This window comes from Sorangiineae bacterium MSr12523 (assembly GCA_037157775.1).
Lineage (GTDB): Bacteria > Myxococcota_A > Polyangia > Polyangiales > Polyangiaceae > Pendulispora > Pendulispora brunnea.
Map to the genome: position 1 here is coordinate 9,087,903 of CP089982.1, position 21,120 is coordinate 9,109,022.

A 21,120-nucleotide genomic window follows, 5' to 3' on the forward strand; every position below is an offset into this window, starting at 1 on the left:
CCCGTACTGGTCCCGAAGCTGCGATCGAACCAACCCAAGAGGCGACTGCAGATCGGGTGCCATCGGAATAACCCGAAAAACATCGCATCGCAGCGTGCACGTCTTGCGCTCGCACGCACCGCATGCGCGCCCGGGCTGGCATGCACGGTGAATAAGCGAAGGACATGAAACGCATTCTCGTTTGTGTCGACGCTTCGCAACGCGCTCCCCTCGTCCTGACCACTGCGATTGACCTTGCACGGCGGCTCGACGCCAAGTTGAGGCTCTTTCGCGTCGTCGGCCTTCCGCCGGAGATCCCGTCGGAGTTTTACTCGGTGTCGCCGAATAAGATTCCCGAGTTCTTGCTCGAGAAGGCCAAGAATGACTTGGAAGAGTTGAGTCGCGATGTGCCGCCCGAGCTCCTCGACGGGCTGTTCACGCAAATCGGCTCGCCGTGGGATGCCATTTGCTCGACGGCGCACGTGCAGGATGTCGATTTGGTAGTCCTTGGCTCGCACGGCTACGGCGCGCTCGATCGCGTCCTCGGTACGACGGCGGCCAAAGTGGTCAATCACATCGATCGCTCCGTGCTCATCGTTCGACCGAAGGGCGCCGGACCAAAGTAATCTTTTTGGCGATGCCAAAGCGTGCACCGAAAACGGTGCACGCCGACGCAAGTGGTCGACCACGCGGGCGTTGGATCACGACCGCGCAAGGACGGCGTCGGGACGCACCGTTTGCGCGCCGAGCGTCAGCACGGGGCACGGGCTTGAGCGAACCACGCGCTCGGCGACGCTGCCCAACAAAGCGTGGGCAAGGCCGCGGCGACCGTGCGTTCCCATGACGATGAGATCCGCGCTGACGTCGCGCGCGGCCGCGACGATGCTCTCGCTTGGTTCACCGTTCTTGAGGAGTCCTTTCAGCGATGCAGCTCCGCGTTCGTGCTTTGCGATGAGCGCGTCGAGGTTTTCCTGAGTCGCCGTGAGAATCCGAGCCGCCTCGTCCGCGCCGGTGATGTAGGCACCATCCGGAAAGCCGACCACGGGAATCTCGTAGGCATGCATCACGATCACTTTTGCCCCCAGCTTTTCGGCGAGGGCGACTGCGTAGTCGAGTGCCTCGTCGGCACACGGGCTGAAATCGGTCGGAACGAGAATTTGTTTCGGTAGGTTCATGCCGAGGGCGACGCAAGTCCCTTGCCACGAATACATAGAAGCTCCGCGCACGCCTTGCGCTAAGACGCCATCGGCGCGCTTTGAGTAAGGCGCTTCTCGCGAACGAAGACGGCGGAATATGCATTGCACATTGCGGCCTCCCAATGAACCCCATTCATCACGTTGCTTATCTCTCCATGGAAATGGCCATCGATGCCCGCATTCCGACCTACGCGGGTGGACTCGGTGTTCTCGCCGGGGATATGTTGCGCTCGTGCGCCGATCTCGCGGTGCCCGTGGTCGCTGTCACCCTGCTTTGGCGGGCCGGCTACTTCGAACAACGGCTCGACGAATCGGGCGCGCAGACGGAAGAGCCGACTTCGTGGGAACCCGAAAGCCTGCTCACTTCGCTCCCGGCACGCGTCCAAGTGCAAATCGAAGGACGAACGGTCAACGTCCGCGTCTTTCAACACGAGATCGCGGGCGCCAGCGGATACACCGTTCCGGTCCTTTTTCTGGACACCGATCTGGCCGAGAACTCGCCCGAAGACCGCCGGCTCACGGATGCTCTTTACGGCGGAGATGCCAAACATCGGCTCGCGCAGGAAATCGTTCTTGGCTTGGGAGGCGTTCGTGCGCTGCGCGCATGCGGCTTCGACCGCGTCACACGCTTTCATCTCAACGAGGGACACGCGGCATTGGCGGCGCTGGAGCTCTATCGCGAAAGCTCGAGCGGGAATCCGGACGAAGCTCTGCATCGCGTGCGCGAGCGCTGCGTCTTCACCACGCATACGCCCGTACCGGCCGGTCACGATCGGTTCGAATGGGAGCTCGTTGCAAAAGTCCTCGGAGAGCCGATTCCGCCCGACCTGTTCACAGCACTCGCGGGACGGGAGCGCATGAACATGACCCTACTCGCGTCGAACCTAAGCCACTTCGTCAATGGCGTCGCCCGTCGCCATCGCGAGGTCTCCGAGCACATGTTCCCAGGCCGCGACATTCGGCACATCACCAACGGAGTGCACTCGCCCACGTGGACGAGTCCATCCTTTCGCGCTCTATTCGATCGGCACATCCCGGAGTGGCGCGACGATCCGTCGATGCTGCGCAAAGTCCTGGTGCTGCCGCCGCAAGAAGTCCTGGAAGCGCATGCCGTGGCGAAGCAGGCACTGCTCGAGATGGTTCGCGACCGGACAGCGCGAAACTTCGAACCACGCCGGCTGACCATCGGGTTCGCTCGGCGTGCCACCTCGTACAAGCGGCTCGATCTCGTGTTCCACGATCTCGAGCGACTTCGCGCGGTCGGGCGCGGTCAGCTTCAATTGGTCTTCGCGGGCAAGGCCCACCCGAACGACGTCGAGGGAAAAGCTCTCATTGGCCGGGTGTTCGCGGCCGCGCGCGAGCTCGGCGACGATGTGCCGACCGTTTACCTGGCCGATTACGACATGGACCTGGCCAAGACCTTGGTCGCCGGTGTCGATGTGTGGCTGAACACGCCGCTCCCGCCGCTCGAGGCGTCGGGGACGTCCGGAATGAAGGCCGCACACAATGGCGTGCCGAGCCTCAGCATCCTCGACGGGTGGTGGCTGGAGGGCTGCGTCGAAGGACTCACCGGCTGGTCCATCGGTCACGGCGATGGCTCTGATACCGACGCCGGAAGCCTCTACGAGCAACTCGAACACGCCGTATTGCCGGCTTTTCGCAGCGAGCGCTGGACCTCCATCATGCAGCACACGATCGCCCTCAACGCATCGTTCTTCAACACGCACCGCATGGTCCAGCAGTACGTGGCCAATGCGTACCTCGATTGACGACAGCGTTAGCAGATTCGCGGGAGCTGCTCGCCCGAGAGAAGGTCGAGCACTCGCCTTCCGCGCATCCGCGTACGCACCATCACCCTTCCGCGCCCTTCGTCGCCGACAAGAGATCGCACCGCGTTCCGGGCACGCGCAGCATATCGCCATAGGAGCAAAAGGTGACGTCGGGCCGCGACGCAATGGCCAGAGCGCGGTCGATCATTTCGATCGGGGTCACGCACACGGGGCAACCCGGACCGTGAAGCAACGTCACCTCGGCCGGAAGGAGCTCGTCGATGCCGAATCGAACGAGCGCGCCCCGGCGTACATGCGCGCCGCCTCGCCATCGCGGTATTCGTCGACGTACCTCATGGCATCTCCTGAAAACCGGTATCCGCGAAGTAGGCCAGCGTGCGGCGGGCTTCGGTTTCGTCGACGCGGCTAATGGCAAATCCTGCGTGCACGATGACGTAGTCGCCCACCACCGCTTCGGGAACGTACGCGAGGCACACGTCCTTGACGATGCCGCCAAACGAAACGCGACCCGTGCGCAGCTCGGCCTCCAGGATGCTCACGACTTCACCGGGAATGCCGAGACACATGGGCCCTCCGCTTCGATGCGAGCCACGCTTGGCCGACGGAGATCCCGCCGTCATTGGTTGGGATTCGAGCCGGCGCGTACACGAGAAATCCGTCCTGCTCCAGGAGGGCTCGCACCCGTGCGGCGAGCCTCTGGTTCTGAAAGCATCCTCCGGCGAGGACGACCCGAGGCAAAGCCACGGCATGGGCTACGTCACGCGCCCATTGGGCCACCGTCTCGTGGAAGCGTGCACTCTGCATATGGCGCGGCTCGCCGTCCTCCACGATACCTCGAACGACCGGCTCCCAGTCGAAGAGGAGCGGGCGCATCTTCTCTTTCCGAGGTGGGCGTGGGTAGGCCTCCACATCGCCGGCACCATCCGCTGCGAACTCGAGATCCATTGCCGTTTGCCCTTCGAACGAGCAGGGACCGATCCATCCCGTCAGCGACGCCATCGCGTCGAAGAGCCTTCCCATGCTCGTCGTGCGCGGGGGCCGATCGGAGACGATGCGCGATAGGACGGCCCACTCGACGCCGGAGAACAGATGGCCCACGACATCGTACGCTTGCGCGCCGAAGATTTCCCATGCGATGCCAAGCGCGGCGCGCCGTGGATCGCGTACGGCGCGATCGCCCCCGACGAGCGGAAAGGGTCGGACGGAGCCTACGCGCTTCATCCGCCGGCCGTCCCAGACCAACACTTCGCCGCCCCAAGTGCTCCCGTCGAATCCGTATCCTGTGCCGTCCCAAGCGAAGCCGAGCACCGGACCCTCGAGCTCGTGGTCGGCGATGCACGCCGCAACGTGGGCGTGGTGATGCTGCACGCGTACGAGGGGAGCCTGGTACTCGCGGGCAAGTCTCTCCGCGAGCTCGGTGGAAGCATAATCCGGATGAAGATCGCAGGCGATGACGTCCGGACGTTCGCGGAAGAACGCCAGCAGATCGCGCACGGTTCTTTCCAGCAACGCGCGCGCGTCCGGTGTATCGAGATCGCCGATGTGCTGACTTGCCACCAGCTCCGAGCCGCGCGTCAGCGCCACGCTTGACTTCAAATGGCCCCCGAGTGCGAGCACCGTGGTGGGCGACGGCGCGCGGTGCAGCGGCCGCGGAGCATAGCCTCGTGCACGCCGCAGCACTTCGAGCCCCTTGGGCCCTACGCGGACCACCGAGTCGTCGAGGGGCCGGGCGATGGGACGATCGTGCACGAGAAACACGTCCGCCACGTCGCGCAAGCGCTCGATCGCTTCAACGTCGTCGTAGCAGATGGGCTCCTCGGAGAGATTGCCACTCGTGCACACGACCGGCGCCCCGACGTCCGCAAGAAGCAGGTGATGGATCGGCGACGACGGGAGCATCGCCCCAAGCCACGGATTGCCAGGCGCGACGTCGCGGGCGATGGGTGTGATCGCGGTGGAGGGCTCACGACGGCGAACGAGAACGATCGGCGCCTCGGGCGAGAGCAATGCGTCCTGCTCGCCCGCGGATATCCACGCATGGCTCGTCCATACGTCGACCGACGGTGCCATGACAGCAAAGGGCTTGTGCGGCCTCTTCTTACGCTCTCGGAGCCGCGCAACGGCGGCGCCGTTGGTGGCGAGGACGAGAAGCTGATAGCCGCCCACGGCCTTGAGCGCCACGATGTTTCCGTCGAGGAGCTTTCGCAAGCCGAGGCGCAGCGCGGCATCGCCCTTGGCCAGCGGAATGCCCTCGGGCCCAAGCGCCTGGAGCTCCGGACCACAGCGCGGGCACGCAATGGGCTCGGCGTGGAAGCGCCGATCGTCAGGGTCGCGGTATTCGCGCTCACAAGAGACGCAAAGCTCGAACCCGCGCATCGTGGTGCGCGCGCGGTCGTACGGCAACTCCCGAACGATGGTGTACCGTGGGCCGCATGCGGTGCAGTTGGTGAACGGATAGCGGTAGCGCCGCGCGTCCGGGTCGTGCATCTCGCGCAAGCACTCGGCGCATGGGGCGAGGTCGGCGGGCAACGTAGCCGCCACCTGCACGCCAAGATCGCTTGGAACGATGAGAAACGACGTCTCGCTTCGAGGCGGCAGGGACTCGACACGCAGCTTCTCCAGAGCCGCCCGTGGTGGGGCTGCGCTACGAAGGGCGGCGACGAAGGCGTCGAGGGACGGTGCCGCGCCTTCCACCTCGATACGTACCCCTTCACCGTCGTTGCGAACCCACCCCGCGAGCCCGAGTGTACGCGCGACGCGATGCACGAACGGTCGAAACCCGACGCCTTGCACGGTTCCCGATACGCGGATACCGAACCGCATGGTCATGGCTCCACCTCGAGCGAGCGAATGCCGAAACCGGTACGCCCGAGAAGCGTCGCGTCGGCTCGAGCGCGCGCGCGGCAAAGCGCATCATCACCTCGGGACCACAGACGAAGGCGACGGTCGACTCCGGGGCCATGTCCAATTTCGGGCGTGGCCGGGTTGCCGCTGATCGAGATCGCCACCTCCCCCGCGCCAAACGCGTAAAGCATGTTGAACTGGCCAGGTAAGAATCGAAGTGGCGTTCGGCTCATGTCGAAGTGAAAGGTGAACGTGTCCTCGAGGTCATGAACGACCCGAGCGATGGGAAACAGCGAAGGGGCAAGGGCGGACGCCGTCATGCACGTGTGCTCGCGGGCCACGGGAGCACGATGCATTCCAACGCAGCGACGGGTTGCTTTTCCGGGAACGACGGAATCCCCGATGCAGATCTTGCGGCGGCGCGCAGGTCCCGCGCCACCGAGAGGGTGAAGTCGCTGGGCTCCGTACGTGTTCGATGCCTTGGCCCTGGCATTGCTTGACGCAGGACATGGCCGCGATTCGGTCCGCTTCCAAACTCCCCGCCCTCCCCTCGCCGTCCGCGCGGACGCTCTCCTGGCGGCACGCCGAAGATCTGGCCCGTGAGCACCGTGTTCTCGACGTTCGCATCCAAGCCGCCGTGGTGCGATCGCTCCTCGATGAGCTCGAGCTTCTGGTGCCCGCGGGCTCCGACGCAAAGGGCTTGCAGGAGCAAATGGTCGAAGAGCTGGCACGACTTGGTCGTCAGATCCTCGACGCCGCCGCCCAATTCTCCTCTACGGACAATCACGAGCCCATACCCGCCGATTCCGAGACCAGAATCCGTCGGCGAGCCTCATGACGGCCGTGGTCGAGCAACGCCATATTCGTGCAACCGGTATTGAATGGTACGGATGCCTATATCGAGGATATCCGCGGCGCGTGCCGTCGAACCGTTGACGGCTTCGAGTGTCGACAAGATGGCGTATTTCTCGATTTCGGCCATCGTGGCCCCCGGGATGCGCACGGAGCCCTGGGTAACGGGCACGCCCTCGAAGGGTAAATCGGATTCCTCGATGCAGCCTCGTTCCGCGAGAACGACGGCGCGCTCGATGGCGTTTTCCAGCTCGCGCACGTTTCCGGGCCATCGGTGGCCGGAGATCTTGGACCGCGCTTGCGCGGAGAAGGCGTCCACGCGCTTCTGATTCTCGCGCGCGAACTTCGCCAAAAAATGCTCCGCGAGCACCAACACGTCGCTGCCGCGTAAACGCAGGGGCGGCATCTCGATGTGAACGACGTTCAGCCGATAGTAGAGGTCCTCGCGGAAGCGGCCTTCACGAACTTCGGCCGCGAGATCCTTGTTGGTGGCTGCAATGAGACGTGTGTCCACCTTGATCGGTTCGTTCCCGCCGACACGTTCGAACGTCCTCTCTTGCAGCACGCGCAAAAGCTTGACCTGCGTGAGCGGTGGAATCTCTCCTATCTCGTCCAGGAAAAGGGTACCGCCGTGCGCCTGCTCGAAGCGCCCAACGCGCCGTTTGTCAGCCCCCGTGAAGGCTCCGCGCTCATGCCCGAAAAGCTCGCTCTCGAGCAACGATTCCGCGAGCGACGCACAATGAAGCGTGACGAATGGATCCGCCGCGCGCGGGCTGAGTACGTGGACAGCGCGGGCCAATTCTCCCTTGCCGGTGCCGCTCTCTCCCGTGACGAGCACGGTTGCCCGCGAAGGCGCCACTTGGCGGGCCATGCGATAGACCTTGTTCATGGCGGGGCTCGTGCCGATCAGTCCCTCGAGCCCAACTTGGTCGCGCCGGCGCAACTGGCGGCGCAGGTTCTCCGTCTCTGCCGCGAGCTCGCGGCGCTCGAGCACGCGTTCGATGGCAATGAGCATGGCGTCGGCATCAATCGGCTTCGTCAGGTAATCTGCAGCGCCGGCACGCATGGCGGCCACCGCGGATCCAAGGTCATCCGACGATGTGGCCACGATCACCGGGATGGTGGCTACTTGCTTTTTCACTTGCGCCAGGAGCTCCATCCCTCCCATGACCGGCATGGCGAGGTCGCTCACGATGAGATCGGGCGACTTCTCCAGGGCGATGTCCAAGCCCTCTTTGCCGTCGGCCGCTCGTTCGACGGCGTAGCCGTCCTGCTCCAAAAGCCTGGCAAGCCCATTGCGCGCGCTCTCCACATCGTCGACCACCAGAATTCGAGCCTTGCTCATGACACTCCTTTCGCAGGCCTCACGTCGCAACGCCTGCACGCGAATGCAAAGTCCGCGCGGCGCCTCACCAGAACAGCAAAAACCCGGCCAGCCGCGGAGAACCATATGCATTTGCATTCGTCGGCCTCGCGCACGCGCAAACCGTGCACCTTGGCGCAAGCGGCGCGCGCAGGCGACCTGGTTCGCGAATTGCTGCCCTACGGACCAACCCCATGCTCGACATCAAGCAGGATCTCCAGCGAGGCGAGGCCTACGCGTCACGCGCACTCACCGGGATGGTCACGCTCATCGAAACCCACATTTCCTGGGTATTCGTTTTGGAGCGGGATGTGTTCAAGGTCAAAAAGCCCGTTGACTTCGGCTTCCTCGATTTCAGGATACTCGCGCAACGCAAGGCGATGTGCGAAGCCGAGGTGCGGCTCAACGCGCGGCTCGCGCCGGACGTGTACATCGGTGTCGTGCCGATCCGTGTGGACGCAAACGGAATGGCATACCTGGGTGATGCCGGAGACATCGTGGACTGGGCGGTTCACATGCGACGCCTTCCCGACGCGTTTCGCGCAGACGCTTTGCTCGCGGCCGGAAACCTCGACGTCACGGCCATCGATGCCATCGCGAAACGGATTGCCGGTTTTCACGCCGGCCTCGGTGTCGATCCCTCGGCGGCCCATTTTGGGGCCCCGTCCACCATCGAGCGAAATCTCGAGGAGAATTTCGCCCAGACCCGAGCAACGCTCGAACGCTACCTCGACGCCGCGCAAGCCGACGAGCTGGTTCGCTGGCAGCGGGCATTCCTACGCGGGCATACCGCCCTCTTCGAGGAGCGTGTGCGGCAGGGACGCGTTCGAGACGGTCATGGCGACCTCCGCCTCGAGCATGTTTATTTGGAATCGGCCGCCATTACCATTCTCGACTGCATCGAGTTCAACGAGCGATTCCGATTCGCCGACGTGTGCGCCGACATCGCATTTCTATCCATGGATCTTGCAGGGCGCGAACGCGTCGATTTGGCCGAGCGCCTGCTCGCCACGTATGCGCGCGAGTCGAACGATTTCGACTTGTATGCCCTCGTCGACTTTTACGAGAGCTACCGGGCATTCGTACGCGGAAAGATTGCGGCCCTCGTCGCCGACGATTCGTCGGTCGGCCTGGAATCACGCGCGCGGGCCAAAGAGGATGCTCGACGTTACTTCCTTCTCGCCTTGTCCGCGGACCGCCGGCCGCTCCTTCTCCCCACCGTCGTCGCGGTGGGCGGGCTCATCGCATCGGGAAAAAGCACCATCGCGGAACGTATCGCCGCGGAGCTCAACGCGCCGATCGTCGATGCCGATCGCACCCGCAAGTCGATGCTTGGCGTCGCCCCCACGCAGTACTTACCGGACGCTGCGTGGAGCGGCGCGTACGATCCCGCGTTTACGGATCGGGTCTACGCGGAAGTACTCCGGCGCGCGCAGGTCGTCCTCGAATCCGGACGACCGGTGGTGGTCGATGCTTCGTTTCGCTCGGAGCAAATGCGAGGCGCGTTCAGGCACCTCGCCATGATGCACGGTGCGCCCTTCCGCTTCATCGAGTGCGATGCGCCGAAGGACGTATGCCGCGCGCGGCTCGAGCGGCGGCGCGGCGGCGTTTCCGACGGGCGGCTGGCTATTTTCGACGATTTCTGCGCGCGATTCGAACCCGTCATCGAGCTCCCCTCGACGGAGCACGTGCGCATCGACAGTACGAAATCTATGGCGGAAACCATGAAGACCCTGCGCGCCGAACTGGGGCCCGGCTTCTGATTTCGGTGGGTGCAATCGCTGCATGTGTACGCAATTCCTGCCGGGTCACGATGGCGCCGCCCCTTGCGGGATCGCGTTGGCGCGGTCGGTGCTTGGAGGGAACGGCATGAACCCCGTTCGACACATCCTGTTGGCCACCGATTTTAGCCCGGCGTCCGAACGCGCGCTCGCAAGCGCCATCGAGCTCGCTGAAAGGTTCGACGCGAAGCTCACGCTCGTGCACGTGCTGGAGCCAGCCCCCTACCCGCACGCCATCGGCCTTCCGATGCCACTCCCCGTCGAAGCGTTCAACGGTCGCCGGCAGGGCGCGATCCATCACCTCGAGTCGACCGTGCAGGAGGTTCGCAAGCGCGTTCCCAACGCCCATGCGTTGTTCTGCGATGGAACCGCATGGCGCACCATCGTGGCCGCCGCCAAGGAGGTGCATGCCGACATCATCGTCGTGGGCTCGCATGGTCGCCGCGGCATTCCCCATCGTCTTTTGGGAAGTGTGGCGGAGCGGGTGGTTCGGCTGTCGCCGGTCCCCGTGCTCACCGTCCACGGATTTTGGTTCGAGGACCGCGTGCAGGCAGGCCGCGAGCTTGCGGCCGCCCTCGAGTCGCTGCGGGCGCAATCGCCTGCAGTCGTTGCCATCTCCCCGGGTGGCATCGTCGTGGGGACCGAGGTCGCGCGCATCCTCGGGGCCTCCTTCGATGTGCTCCTCACGGATCGCCTCACGTCGGAAGGTTTCACGTTGGGAGCGGCCTGCGAGGGCGGCTTGACCCACTTCGCCCCTGGCGCCGTGCAAAAAGCGGTGGCCGCGGAGAATCGAGACCACCTCCTCACAGATACGCGGGAAAAGCTCGAACACGACGCGACGAAGATCCGGGGCACGGCGTCGCTGGGCGATCTCTGGCGGCGTACGGTCGTCGTCGTGAGCGACGCCTTCCTCGACCCGTGGCGTCCCCTGGTCGCGGCCGACGCGCTGGCGAAGCTCGGGCCGGACCGCCTCGTCTTCGCGGCCCCCGTAGCCTCTGACGAAGCGCTTGCCGAGTTGAAAACGCGCTTCCCGGACGCGGTGGTCCTTCACAGGTTGCACGCGCACGCGGACGCGTCGGCCGCATACCGCGACTTCAGTGCCCCGAGTGCGCACCGCCTCACGCAATGCATCCGCGCGACCGAGGTGGTCGCGGCGTGACACCGCATGACCATAGCGTCACCTTTCCCCCAAGTACCAGCGACGGCGAACGGGCGAGCGGTATTCGAGTCCAAACTTGCCAATCGCCGCCTCACGGACGATGGCGGCCGCTTCCGCCGGCGAATCGGTCACAGTGATGCGGCGGATATCCTCCGGGTCGATGGTTCCGGCAGGTAGGAGCCGCTCGCGCAGCATCGTGACGAAAGGTTTCCAGAATTCGACCCCCATGAGAATCAAGGGGAACTCCCTCACTTTGCCCGTCTGAATCAGCACAGCTATTTCGAAGATTTCATCCAGCGTCCCGAAGCCCCCGGGCAACGCCACGAAGGCATACGAATATTTGACGAGCATCAATTTCCGAACGAAGAAGTACCGAAACTCCAACATCCGATCGAGGTACGGATTGGGTTTTTGCTCGTGGGGCAAACGTATATTGCATCCAATGGAACGGCCGCCAACCCGCTTGGCGCCGCGATTGGCCGCCTCCATGAGCCCCGGACCGCCGCCGGTCATCACGGTAAAGCCGGTCTGCGCGAGCCGAGCTCCCAATTCTTCGCCGAGCGCATAATAGGGATGCGCAGCATCGAAGCGCGCAGAGCCGAAGACGGTAACGCACGGTCCCACGAAATGAAGGACGCGGAAGCCGCGAATGCATTCGATGAAGATACGGAGCGCCTGCCGCAGCTCCTGGTGGCGCGCATGTGGCCCCTCGAGAAGCCGTCGCTCGGCCGGATCGGGTGTGGACGACGGCCAAACGGACGGCCAGTCCGCATGGGCCCTCCCGATCTCGGCGAGCGCACGTTCGCGGGGTACGGTGGTCACTTGTTTTCCGGTATGGCGATCATCTCGTCGACGTTGGGCTGTAGCGTGATTTCGATGCGCCGGTTGCGGGCTCGCCCGCCTGCGTCGTCGTTCGACGTGATCGGCTCGAATTCGCCGTAACCCGCCGCGGAGAGTGCCCCCGGAGCGACCCCCTGAGCGACGAGAAAGCGGACCACCTCCACGCCGCGTGCCGTGGATAGTTCCCAATTGGAGGGGAAGCGTGCGGTATCGATGGGTACATTGTCGGTGTGACCGGCAACTTGGAATTGGCGCCCCGCGATGCCCTTCAGCGCCATGGCAATTTGTTTCAAGGCGGTCTGGCCGCGCGGCTTGATATCCACTTGCCCCGACTCGAAGAGGACGTCGTTGGGCAGCCGCAGTACCATGCGTCCATCGCGCAAGACGATGCTCAGATCGCCAGCGTCGATCATCCTTTTGAAACGCAGCGCGAGGGCCCGGTAGAGGAGCGCGCGCGCTTCGGCGGCGCTGTGTGCTCGCCGCATGTCACTCAGTTGGGACGAAAGCGATCCCTTTTCAGCCGCGAGGGAGTCTGCAGACGATCCGAGTCGCTCCACCTCGCCGCGCAACTGCGTGCGTTCGGAGTCGGCCTCGTTGTACCTCCGTTTGAGATCATCGATTTGCACGCGGTCCGTCTGCATGACATGCCGCAACTCGTTGCGTGCATTCTCGGCATTCTTCACCGCGGTATCGTACTTCCCCGAGGAGACGCAACCCGAGACGAGCAGAGCGAAAACGGAATACCCGAGGGTCGGGAGAATGGTCAATCGCTTCATGATGGGCTCCCAACGCAACGAGCACGCCAAAGAGCGAGGTGCTCTTCTTCACTGTCCTTCGTCGTTGGAAACGCGCACCGCCTGCGCCACGGCGCACGACGTGCGGTGCGCTTCGGCGTCGCGTGCTCGAAGAAGCTTCGAAAGCGCCAGCAGGGCGTCGGTCGTGGTGAAGATCCCACGGACGTCAGTGCCCTTCATCACCACCGCGCAGCCGTACTTCTTGTCGGCCATCTCCCGCGCCACGTCGTCGAGCCACGCGTCGGGCTGGACGCAGTACGCGTCCTCGGACATCGCTTCCTGTACGCGCGTGTCACGAACGATGACGCCGGGCAGCGATTCAATGAGGTACAGGTCTCGTTGCGAAACGATGCCCACGAGGTTTCCATACTCGAGCACGGGCAGATGGCGAACCTGATAGCGGCGCATCATTCCATGCGCCGTCTCCAGAGATTCATCTGGCCCGATCGAGTAGGGCGAGGCCGTCATGAACTCGGCCACGGCATGCCGCAATTCGTCGGACCTTGGCACTTTACGTTTTCGTCGACTTTGATTTGCAACCATGAAATCTGCAAAAGCAAGAATGCGTCCAAGCTTTGCGTGCGTCGTAAGCCGTTATCGGCTGTCGCAGGTGTCGGCGCTCCCGTTGATGCCTTCGCACAAGTCGGACATCTCGCGGCCCACCAAAAGGACGAGATCGTCGGAGGTGACGATGCCAACGACAGCACCGGACGCGTCGACGATGGGCAATCGTCGGACCCCGTGCTCGCGCATGCGTGCGACGGCCGTCTCGATGCCATCGGAGGCCTCGAGGACGATGGGATCGTACGTGACGATATCCGAAACGAGCGTACGCCACGGGTCACGCCCCTCGGCCACCACCCGGACCGCGAGGTCGCGGTCGGTGACGATGCCGACGGGCCGACCGCCACGGGTCACGACGACGCATCCTACGTGCGCGTCGCGAAGTTTGCCCGCGGCCACGGCCACTGGATCGGTCTCGGAAACGGTCGTCACCGCGCGCAGAAAGCGCGAGAGGCTCACGAGCGGCTCCTCGATGAACGACCGTGGCGAGGAAGCGAGCGGCCTCGTCGGCTGGCCGCTCGAATCGAAAAGAGCGCTTCGGACATGGACATGGCTACCTCCAAGCGCCCAAAAAAGTGCGAAAGCAATGCCAACGACGTCCTCGCTCGATACCCGCGCGGCGACGCGTGCACGTGCACCGTTTGCGCGCAGACGCAGCGCGCGCGTCTCCCGAATCATTCGGCGGAAAAGGTAAGCTCGAACGTCGTCCCGAGCTCGTTGCGGACGCAGACCGTCCCCTCGAGCTGTTCGGCAAGGGTGGAGACGAGCTGGAGCCCGAGCGAGCCCGCCTTCTGCCAATCCACGCTGCCGGGCAACCCGATGCCGTCAACTGCGTCAGCCCGACGATCTCCGGGCTCCACAGGTAACAGTGTCCGTGGGGCATGAAGCCGTCGGACGATAGAATACGTCTCAGGAATTCCAGCATGACCGACCCTCGATAAGACTACCGCGTACGGCGGACGAAGGTCGTACCCGCGCTCAACCTAGTCTAAGCCTTGAGAGCTGTCCGCTTGCTCATCTCTGCTCAGCTCCACCCGATTTCGCCCCGCGTGCTTCGATCGATAGAGCGCGGCGTCGACGGCGTCGAGGAACGCCGAAGCATCGCCATGAAAAGACTTGGAATAGCCGCAAAGACCGAAGCTGGCGGTCACGGAGATGGGCTCGCGAATCAACGCGACCGATCGGCGCAATCTTTCGGTGAGGGCGACGGCAACCTCCTCGGTGACGTCCGTGAACAGGATACAAAATTCATCCCCGCCGTAGCGGGCCACGAAGTCGGTTTCGCGAACATTGTTCTTCAGTGCCCGCGCCACTCCCACCAGCGCCTGGTCGCCCGCTCGGTGGCCGAGGTCATCGTTGATTCCCTTGAAGTCGTCCAGGTCGCAAAGTGCCAATGCAAAGGCACGACCTCGCTCTCCTTCCGCGACGATCTGCTTGAGGCGTTCTTTGAAGGCGCGATGGTTCGCGACCCCGGTCAGCTCGTCCGTCTTTGCCAACTCCGCGAGGTGCGCGTGGAGCACGCGAATCTCGGAGTCGGACTGGCGCCGTTCGGTAATATCGTGCAGGTGGAGCACGGCGCCAACGACGCGGCCGACAGGATCCGCAAGGGCCGTGACCGAATAACCAAAGCTTCGACCCGTTGGACCTTCGCCGCTTTCGCCATGCCGGGTGAGGCCGTCCGCCAAAACGGCTTCCACGAGATCGGGAAGTTCGGTTCCCAGCGCGGCCGGATGCCGACCGCCATCGGACTTCGGACACAGCAGGAGCTCGAGCGACTTTCCTCGCGCCTCGGTGTGACTCCACCCCGTGAGGTTCTCCGCGGCGGCGTTCATTTGTACGATGTGCGCCCGGGCATCCAATGTCACGATGCCGTCAGCAATGGACGCGAGAGTATCTCGAAACAACGCCTCGCGGGTGCGCAGCTCCTTTTCCATCTCGTTCCGGTAAATCGAAACTTCAATGGCACTTTTCATTTCCGTAGATTTCACGGGCTTGAGCAAATATCCGTGCGGCGCCGTCTTCTTCGCCCGTGCAATGGTGGCATCGTCGGCGTGAGCCGTAAGATAGACAATCGGCACGTCGAACTTTTCGCGGAGAACCGCCGCCGTGCGAATGCCGTCCATCTGGCCTTTGATGCGAATATCCATCAACACGACATCCGGGCGCTTTTCGCTTGCGCGCGCAAACGCCTCCGTGGCCGACGAAGCAATCGCATAAGCGTCGTATCCGAGCGCGGTCAACATTTGCTGAAGGTCCATCGCGACGATTCGCTCGTCTTCGACGATGAGCACCGAATATTTGGGCATCTCTCAGTGTGCCATGCGTCCTTCGATGACGAGAACCGAACCAAAGCATTTTGGTACGCCCACGTACGACAGAGCCGTGCAATCGCCCTCCGTCGTGCAGCCGCGCACGTCCGTTTGAACTACTCTAACGAGAACCGATGATGGCTTTCGAAGCGCGCACGCGCACCGCCGTGGGTTGGGCACTGCGCTCGTTCGTTGCTACAGCGATCTACTGGGTCGCGGGAAAGCTCGCGCTGCTCATGGCGATTCCCCCGGGCTACGCAACGGCGGTGTGGCCAGCCGCCGGTTTGGCTTTGATCTGCGTCCTCTTCTGGGGCCCGCGTGTCGCACCGGGGATCGCGTTGGGCTCCTTTCTCGTCAATGCGGCAACGTCCTTCGACACGAGCAGCGGTGCTGCTCTCGCCCGGTCGCTGGCCATCGCCACCGGGATCGGATTCGGCGCAGCCTTGCAGGCTACGCTTGGAGCTTTGCTCATCCGTCGATTCGTGGGCTTCCCCACGGCGCTCGAGGTCGACCGTGACATTACGAAGTTCACTCTTCTAGGCGGTCCCATATCATGCCTCGCGAGCCCGACCGTGGGCCTGGTCACGTTATGTGGAACGGGGATCGTCCCCTGGTCGCACTTCGCGTTTAGCTGGTGGACCTGGTGGGTAGGCGACTCCATTGGCGTCATGATTTTCACGCCGCTTGCCTTGTTGGTCGTTCCCGGGCTCGATCCCGTTTGGCGGCACCGCCGTGCCATCGTGGGGATTCCTTTGCTCGTGGGTTTCGCCGTGGTGACGGTCCTCTTCTTGAAAGCCCGCGCCTGGGAAGAGACTCGCCAGCGAACCGAATTCGAACGGCGAGCCACACCGGTCGCCCACGCGCTCGAGGCAAGGCTCTCCGAATATCAAGGCGTGGTGGGCTTCCTCTCGAGCCTCTTCGAAGCGTCTCCTGACGTGAGCCGAACGCAGTTTCGCGAATTCTGTCAGCATGCCTTGAAGAGGTATCCCGGTATCCAGGCCCTAGGCTGGAATCCGCGCATCGAGAACGCGCGACGCGCGGAGTTCGAAGCGGTTGCCAGACGGGAAGGGCTATCGGGATTCGAAATCACGGAACAAGAGCGCCCTGGCGTGCTGCGGCGGGCGACAATGCGCACCGAATACGTGCCGGCTCATTATGTCGAACCCGAGCAGGGCAACCAGTCCGCCCTGGGATTCGACATCGCCTCCGATCCGGTTCGCCTCGAGGCCCTGACGAGGGCGCGCAATACGGGCGCTCCGAGCGTTACCTCGCGGGTGACGCTGGTCCAGGAAATCAATTCGCCTTACGGAATACTGTTGATTGCACCAGTGGTCGCACCGATGAACGATGCACCATCACCGCGCCCCCTCCGTGGATACGCCGTCGGCGCCTTTCGAATGGATCACGTGGTGGAAACAACGCTACGAGGCATCGACGACGGGGGCCTCGTATTTCGCCTGCTCGACCAGGACGCATCGCAGGACTACCGGCTCGTGTACGCGAGTTCGCAAACCGACGAGAGCTCGGGCTCCCGCCACTGGAGCGAGACGTTCATCTTCGGGGGCCGGCACTGGACGATCGAGGTGAGCGCAACGGACGCGTACATGACGGCGCATCGTAGCTGGCAGGCCTGGATGGTGTTGGCCGGCGGGCTTCTCTTCGTCGGCATCCTCGGCGTCGTGATACTGATGGCAACGGGCCGAGCCTCCCAGGTACAACGAGCCCTCGATGAACTCAGTGCCGAGACTGCTCGGGCGACCCAGGCTGAAGAGAAGTTTCGCTCGACGATCGAAGCGGCGTCGACCGGGATGCTGATGGTCGACGGCAGCGGAAAGATCGTGCTGGTCAACGCGCTCGTGGAGCGACTGTTCGGGTACACACGCGAGGAGCTGATTGGGCAGCGCGTCGAAATATTGGTCCCGATGAAATCGCGCAGCCGCCATCCCGACTACAGGGCTGCTTTCTTTCAGGAACCAAAGGCGAGACTCATGGGCGAAGGCCGCGAACTCTATGGCATACGCAAAGATGGCTCCGAAGTGCCGGTCGAAATTGGGCTGAACCCTATGCATACGGCAGATGGAGACTTCGTCCTCGGCTCGATCGTCGACATCACCGCGCGCAAGCGCGCAGAGAACGAGCGGAACCGACTCCTGAACGAGCTTCAGAGCCTAAATGCGGAGCTCGAGGAGCGGGTAAGCGGCCGCACCGCAGAATTGTCCAAGGCGCTGCGTGAGCGCGAAGTGTTGATTCAAGAAATCCATCATCGCGTGAAGAACAATTTGCAAGTCATCTCCAGCATCATCAACATGCAAGTCCGAAAGCTCGACGCGGGAGCCAACCGCGATGCTCTGGAAGAGTGCCAAACGCGGGTGCAGGCGATCGCGCTCATTCACGAAAAGCTCTATCAATCGAAAGACTATTCGAACGTCCCGTTCTCGGAATACGCACGAAGCCTGGCCACGAATGTCTTTCACGCCACGACGGATGGGTCTCTCACGAGCGTCAGGTTGGAACTCGACATCGAGGACCTCGCGCTTGCAGTCGATCGGGCCATCCCCTGCGGCCTCGTTTTGAACGAACTCATCACGAATGCACTGAAACACGGTTTTCGAGATGGTCGCGAGGGAACCATCCGGGTCGAGCTGACGAAGCTGGATGCGGGACGTCTCCGGCTGGCTGTAAAGGACAACGGCGTTGGCTTGCCGTACGATCTCGATATCCGGAGTTCTGACTCTCTCGGACTCCAGCTCATTTGCACCTTGTCGGAGCAACTCGACGCGGAGCTCGAGGTGAACGGTATGGGCGGGGCCTCGTTTCAGCTTACGTTCCCTGCGTGACCGTCCAAATTAGCGTGCGACGAGCACGAGCAAATCGTCATTGTCGCGCCCAAAACGATCGGCGAGTGCCTGTGCGACGACGATGGGATGCTCGCGAAGCAGATCGAACTCACCGTCGATGTCCGTTCGCGTGGTAAGTCCGTCCGAGAAGAGGACGAGCACATCGCGCCCGTCCAAGGCATGATCCTCGCGCCACGCCTTCGGCTTCGTGTTGGGCATGCCCAGCACGATGGAAGGCCCCATGCCGCGGCGCGCACCTCGAGGACCGTAGATGTGAAGGTTCACGTTCCCCGCGTACGCCGCTTCCACTGTGTCTCCAGGTTCATTCACGCGCGCGACCGTCATGACGGCTCCGCGTGTTCCCGCAAGGGTGGCATGGCACTTCTCGAGGGTGCGCTCGATGCCCAAGGGCGCGTGCTCGCGGACCGTCTCCACGGCGCGCGACGACGCATCGCGTGCAAGGTACCCGTGCCCCAGTCCGTCCGCGACACCGACCAACAGCGCATCGTCCTGCCGCACGAACATGCCGTCGTCGCCGCTGATACGTTCCTCGGGGTGCGGGCGTCCATAAATCCCGACCTGCCGCCGTCGTGGAACGGCCGCTGCGAACTTGCGCGCCCAAATGCACGTTCCCTCTTGCATGCGAACGTCGAAATCGACCTCGTCCGCGAGTTCGACGACGGCGGCCAGGCCTACACCGAGACTGTCGCCACCACTCGACTCGCCGCGCGCCTTGCCTTGGATGGCCTGCGCCGGATGCACGATGCCGTCGCCCGTATCGGCCGCCACGATCTCGAGCCCCGGAACGCCGCCCCGCTCGATGCGGCGAATGGCGATGGATCCTCGCCGGGCATGCCGCAATTGATTGTGCCCGAGTTCGCTCGCGACATTGACCAAACTGCCGATGACCGTCTTCGAGAGCGAAAGCTCGGCCCCGATCGCGCGGACCTGCTCTCGAACGAGGGCGACCGACGCCTCGTCGATCATCGGCGTCCGGTCGAGCCCCTCGAGCCATCCCTCGATCAGTAAGGTGTCCATTTGACGAACGTCACCGTGGTTCCCTGGCCGACGGTCGACTCGATGGAAAACTCGTCCACGAGACGCCGGCTGCCGGAAAGGCCTAGGCCCATCGATTTTGCCGTGCTGTAACCACCTGAGAGAACGCGTTCCACATCGGGGATCCCTGGCCCTTCGTCCTTGAATACGACGCGCACCCCCGAGCGGGCACCGTCGGCCAGGCGTTCAACGAATGCAATTCCCTGGCCAGCGTGCACCCAGACGTTGCGAGCCAACTCGGACGCAGCCGTGGTCACCGCCGACACGGCGAAAATATCGAAGCCACAAGCCTGCGCGATATCGCGCGCCTTGCGCCGAACGAGCACGATATCGTCCTCGTTTTGAATCTGCATCTCGTGATGCTCGAGCACGCTCTCAGCCACCGGGGCACCTCACCGCTTCCGCGTGCGCGGCGTCGCTGGTTTGCGAGCCCTCGACCTGCGAAGCAGGGCGAGCCCCTCTTCGAGATTGAGCGCGGTTTGCACCCCGTCCATCGAGTAGCCCATTCGAACGAGGGTGGCCGCCACCTCGGGCCGCATGCCCACGAGCACGGTGATGGCGCCCATGAGCTTGGCCATGCGGCCCGTCTCAACCAGAACACGCGCCACGAAGGTGTCGACCATTTCGAGACCGCTGATGTCAATGACGAGGCCATTCGTTCCGCGACTCTCCAAGGCCGACAGCACGTCTTCCTGGAATGCCTGGGCAACGTTGTCGCGCAGATCCGTCTGGATTGTCGCGAGAAGCGTTTTCCCAAGGCGCAGGATGGGAATGATGCCTTTCATCCGCGCTTGACCGTTCGCTTCGAGGGTTTGCGGGTGCGCTTGGTGGATTGGATCGACTTCCCGACGAGCGAGAGCGCCAACTCGATGCCCTCGGCCAGTCGACTCAACGTGTGCATCGTCGAAATATCGACACCGAGTTGCACGATCGTGCGGGCCACCTGGGCGGTGATGCCCGTCAGGATCGTTTCGGCTCCAAGCAGGTGCACTGCGGCGGTCGTCTTCACCAGGCTATCGGCCACCTTGGTGTCGACCACCGGAACGCCCGCAATGTCGATGATGATGCATTTGGCCTGCGCTTCGACGACCTTGAGCAGCACGCTATCCATCACTTGATTCGCGCGGCGGCTGTCGATCGCTCCGACGAGCGGCATGAGCAAAATCCGGTGATGGACCCGTATGACCGGAGTCGAAAGCTCGCGGATCGCCGCCTGGTGCCGCTCGATGGCATCGAGCTTGGCCGCCAGGTACGTGTCCGTCGCAAGCGCGGTGTCGAAGGAGACCAACTTTTGAATGCTGTCGACCGCCTCGCGCGCCTTGCCGACGTCGTTCAGCTCCTGAAAGAGGTAATGGGAGATGAGCTGCAGGTACTTCCGGTACGCACCGTGATACCACTTCGTCGAGAGACCGATGTGCTCGTGCGCCTTGCCCACGCGAAGTCGATCTTCGACGTACGCGAGATCGCACTTTCCGGCGAAGAGCCCGAGGAAGTAGTCGCGCTGCGATCTCTTGACCCGTTTGACCGTGGCGGCGTCGGGAAAAAACTTCTTGGTCTCGGGGTGGCCCAAGAGAAGCTCGTAAAACTGCTCGACGATGGCATCCGTGTACTTTTCGGCGAACGGCCGAAGCGCAGCGAGCCGTCCCAGGTCCTCGTCGGTAATCTCGAAGAAGGCGCGCCGGCTTGCGAGCTCGGCCTCGTCGAGCTTCAAGACCCTCATGTACTTGCGGTGATCGTCCATGCTCGCTCCTGGGGC

21 protein-coding genes and 1 pseudogene are annotated in these 21,120 nt (G+C 63.4%); 5 read left to right on the forward strand and 17 right to left on the reverse strand.

All coding sequences use genetic code 11. The annotated features are described in order from the left end of the window. The first annotated feature begins 164 nt into the window (after nt 1–164). Nucleotides 165–605, forward strand: a complete 441-nt coding sequence (locus LZC95_35260; protein ID WXA91699.1) for a universal stress protein — start codon at nt 165–167, stop codon at nt 603–605. A gap of 75 nt (nt 606–680) precedes the next feature. On the opposite strand, the gene LZC95_35265 is transcribed toward LZC95_35260, so the two are convergent. After that, nucleotides 681–1,154, reverse strand: a complete 474-nt coding sequence (locus LZC95_35265; GenBank protein ID WXA91700.1) for a universal stress protein — start codon at nt 1,152–1,154, stop codon at nt 681–683. 143 nt (nt 1,155–1,297) lie between these two features. Between LZC95_35265 and glgP the strand changes: the two genes are divergently transcribed. After that, complete coding sequence (glgP, locus tag LZC95_35270) at nt 1,298–2,944, forward strand: alpha-glucan family phosphorylase (GenBank protein WXA91701.1); 1,647 nt, start codon at nt 1,298–1,300, stop codon at nt 2,942–2,944. An 8-nt stretch (nt 2,945–2,952) separates the two neighbouring features. Here glgP and LZC95_35275 read toward each other — a convergent pair. The 7 genes and pseudogenes from LZC95_35275 to LZC95_35305 form a co-directional block, all read right to left on the reverse strand. Beyond that, nucleotides 2,953–3,054: pseudogene (locus LZC95_35275) on the reverse strand (hydrogenase expression/formation protein HypE). Beyond that, nucleotides 3,027–3,203 (reverse strand): hydrogenase formation protein HypD, encoded by a 177-nt coding sequence (locus LZC95_35280; GenBank protein ID WXA91702.1) that lies wholly within the window; start codon nt 3,201–3,203, stop codon nt 3,027–3,029. Before LZC95_35280 ends, LZC95_35275 begins: the two are co-directional and overlap by 28 nt. A gap of 94 nt (nt 3,204–3,297) precedes the next feature. Continuing rightward, nucleotides 3,298–3,531 (reverse strand): HypC/HybG/HupF family hydrogenase formation chaperone, encoded by a 234-nt coding sequence (locus tag LZC95_35285; GenBank protein ID WXA91703.1) that lies wholly within the window; start codon nt 3,529–3,531, stop codon nt 3,298–3,300. Beyond that, on the reverse strand, nt 3,509–5,794 hold the full coding sequence (gene hypF, locus LZC95_35290; GenBank protein ID WXA91704.1) for a carbamoyltransferase HypF: 2,286 nt from the start codon (nt 5,792–5,794) through the stop codon (nt 3,509–3,511). Before hypF ends, LZC95_35285 begins: the two co-directional genes overlap by 23 nt. Further along, entirely contained in the window at nt 5,791–6,129 is a 339-nt protein-coding gene (locus LZC95_35295) for a hypothetical protein (protein WXA91705.1), read from the reverse strand. Before LZC95_35295 ends, hypF begins: the two co-directional genes overlap by 4 nt. Next, nucleotides 6,126–6,596 carry a hypothetical protein gene (locus tag LZC95_35300; protein ID WXA91706.1) on the reverse strand — a complete coding sequence of 157 codons (471 nt, stop codon included), beginning with the start codon at nt 6,594–6,596 and terminating at the stop codon, nt 6,126–6,128. The genes LZC95_35295 and LZC95_35300 overlap by 4 nt, the downstream gene beginning before the upstream one ends. A 45-nt stretch (nt 6,597–6,641) precedes the next feature. After that, nucleotides 6,642–8,006: a sigma-54 dependent transcriptional regulator gene (locus tag LZC95_35305; GenBank protein ID WXA91707.1), complete on the reverse strand. Its 1,365-nt coding sequence runs from the start codon at nt 8,004–8,006 to the stop codon at nt 6,642–6,644. 212 nt (nt 8,007–8,218) lie between these two features. On the opposite strand from LZC95_35305, the gene LZC95_35310 reads away from it, so the two are divergent. Then, complete coding sequence (locus LZC95_35310) at nt 8,219–9,787, forward strand: dephospho-CoA kinase (GenBank protein WXA91708.1); 1,569 nt, start codon at nt 8,219–8,221, stop codon at nt 9,785–9,787. A gap of 106 nt (nt 9,788–9,893) precedes the next feature. Next, nucleotides 9,894–10,964, forward strand: a complete 1,071-nt coding sequence (locus tag LZC95_35315) for a universal stress protein (protein WXA91709.1) — start codon at nt 9,894–9,896, stop codon at nt 10,962–10,964. Between the two features lie 18 nt (nt 10,965–10,982). Here the strand turns inward: LZC95_35315 and LZC95_35320 are convergent, their stop codons facing one another. The 5 genes from LZC95_35320 to LZC95_35340 form a co-directional block, all read right to left on the reverse strand. Further along, nucleotides 10,983–11,786, reverse strand: coding sequence for a TIGR00730 family Rossman fold protein (locus LZC95_35320; GenBank protein ID WXA91710.1), 804 nt, complete (start codon nt 11,784–11,786; stop codon nt 10,983–10,985). Further along, nucleotides 11,783–12,580, reverse strand: coding sequence for an OmpA family protein (locus LZC95_35325; GenBank protein WXA91711.1), 798 nt, complete (start codon nt 12,578–12,580; stop codon nt 11,783–11,785). The genes LZC95_35320 and LZC95_35325 overlap by 4 nt, the downstream gene beginning before the upstream one ends. A gap of 48 nt (nt 12,581–12,628) precedes the next feature. Next, nucleotides 12,629–13,066 (reverse strand): CBS domain-containing protein, encoded by a 438-nt coding sequence (locus LZC95_35330; protein ID WXB00248.1) that lies wholly within the window; start codon nt 13,064–13,066, stop codon nt 12,629–12,631. A gap of 126 nt (nt 13,067–13,192) precedes the next feature. Next, nucleotides 13,193–13,621, reverse strand: a complete 429-nt coding sequence (locus tag LZC95_35335; protein ID WXA91712.1) for a CBS domain-containing protein — start codon at nt 13,619–13,621, stop codon at nt 13,193–13,195. Nucleotides 13,622–14,145: 524 nt separating this feature from the next. Next, nucleotides 14,146–15,468, reverse strand: coding sequence for a diguanylate cyclase (locus LZC95_35340; GenBank protein WXA91713.1), 1,323 nt, complete (start codon nt 15,466–15,468; stop codon nt 14,146–14,148). 137 nt (nt 15,469–15,605) lie between these two features. Between LZC95_35340 and LZC95_35345 the strand changes: the two genes are divergently transcribed. Further along, complete coding sequence (locus LZC95_35345) at nt 15,606–18,308, forward strand: CHASE domain-containing protein (protein ID WXA91714.1); 2,703 nt, start codon at nt 15,606–15,608, stop codon at nt 18,306–18,308. Between the two features lie 9 nt (nt 18,309–18,317). On the opposite strand, the gene LZC95_35350 is transcribed toward LZC95_35345, so the two are convergent. The 4 genes from LZC95_35350 to LZC95_35365 are packed head-to-tail and all read right to left on the reverse strand — an operon-like array spanning nt 18,318 to nt 21,105. After that, the gene (locus LZC95_35350) at nt 18,318–19,346 is read right to left on the reverse strand and encodes a SpoIIE family protein phosphatase (GenBank protein ID WXA91715.1); all 1,029 of its coding nucleotides are present in this window, start codon (nt 19,344–19,346) and stop codon (nt 18,318–18,320) included. Further along, on the reverse strand, nt 19,331–19,747 hold the full coding sequence (locus LZC95_35355) for an anti-sigma regulatory factor (GenBank protein WXA91716.1): 417 nt from the start codon (nt 19,745–19,747) through the stop codon (nt 19,331–19,333). Before LZC95_35355 ends, LZC95_35350 begins: the two co-directional genes overlap by 16 nt. Nucleotides 19,748–19,756: 9 nt before the next feature. Then, a complete protein-coding gene (locus LZC95_35360) occupies nt 19,757–20,149 on the reverse strand; it encodes an STAS domain-containing protein (protein ID WXA91717.1) in 393 nt (130 codons plus the stop codon). Next, the gene (locus LZC95_35365) at nt 20,146–21,105 is read right to left on the reverse strand and encodes a protoglobin domain-containing protein (protein WXA91718.1); all 960 of its coding nucleotides are present in this window, start codon (nt 21,103–21,105) and stop codon (nt 20,146–20,148) included. Before LZC95_35365 ends, LZC95_35360 begins: the two co-directional genes overlap by 4 nt. Nucleotides 21,106–21,120 lie beyond the last annotated feature (15 nt).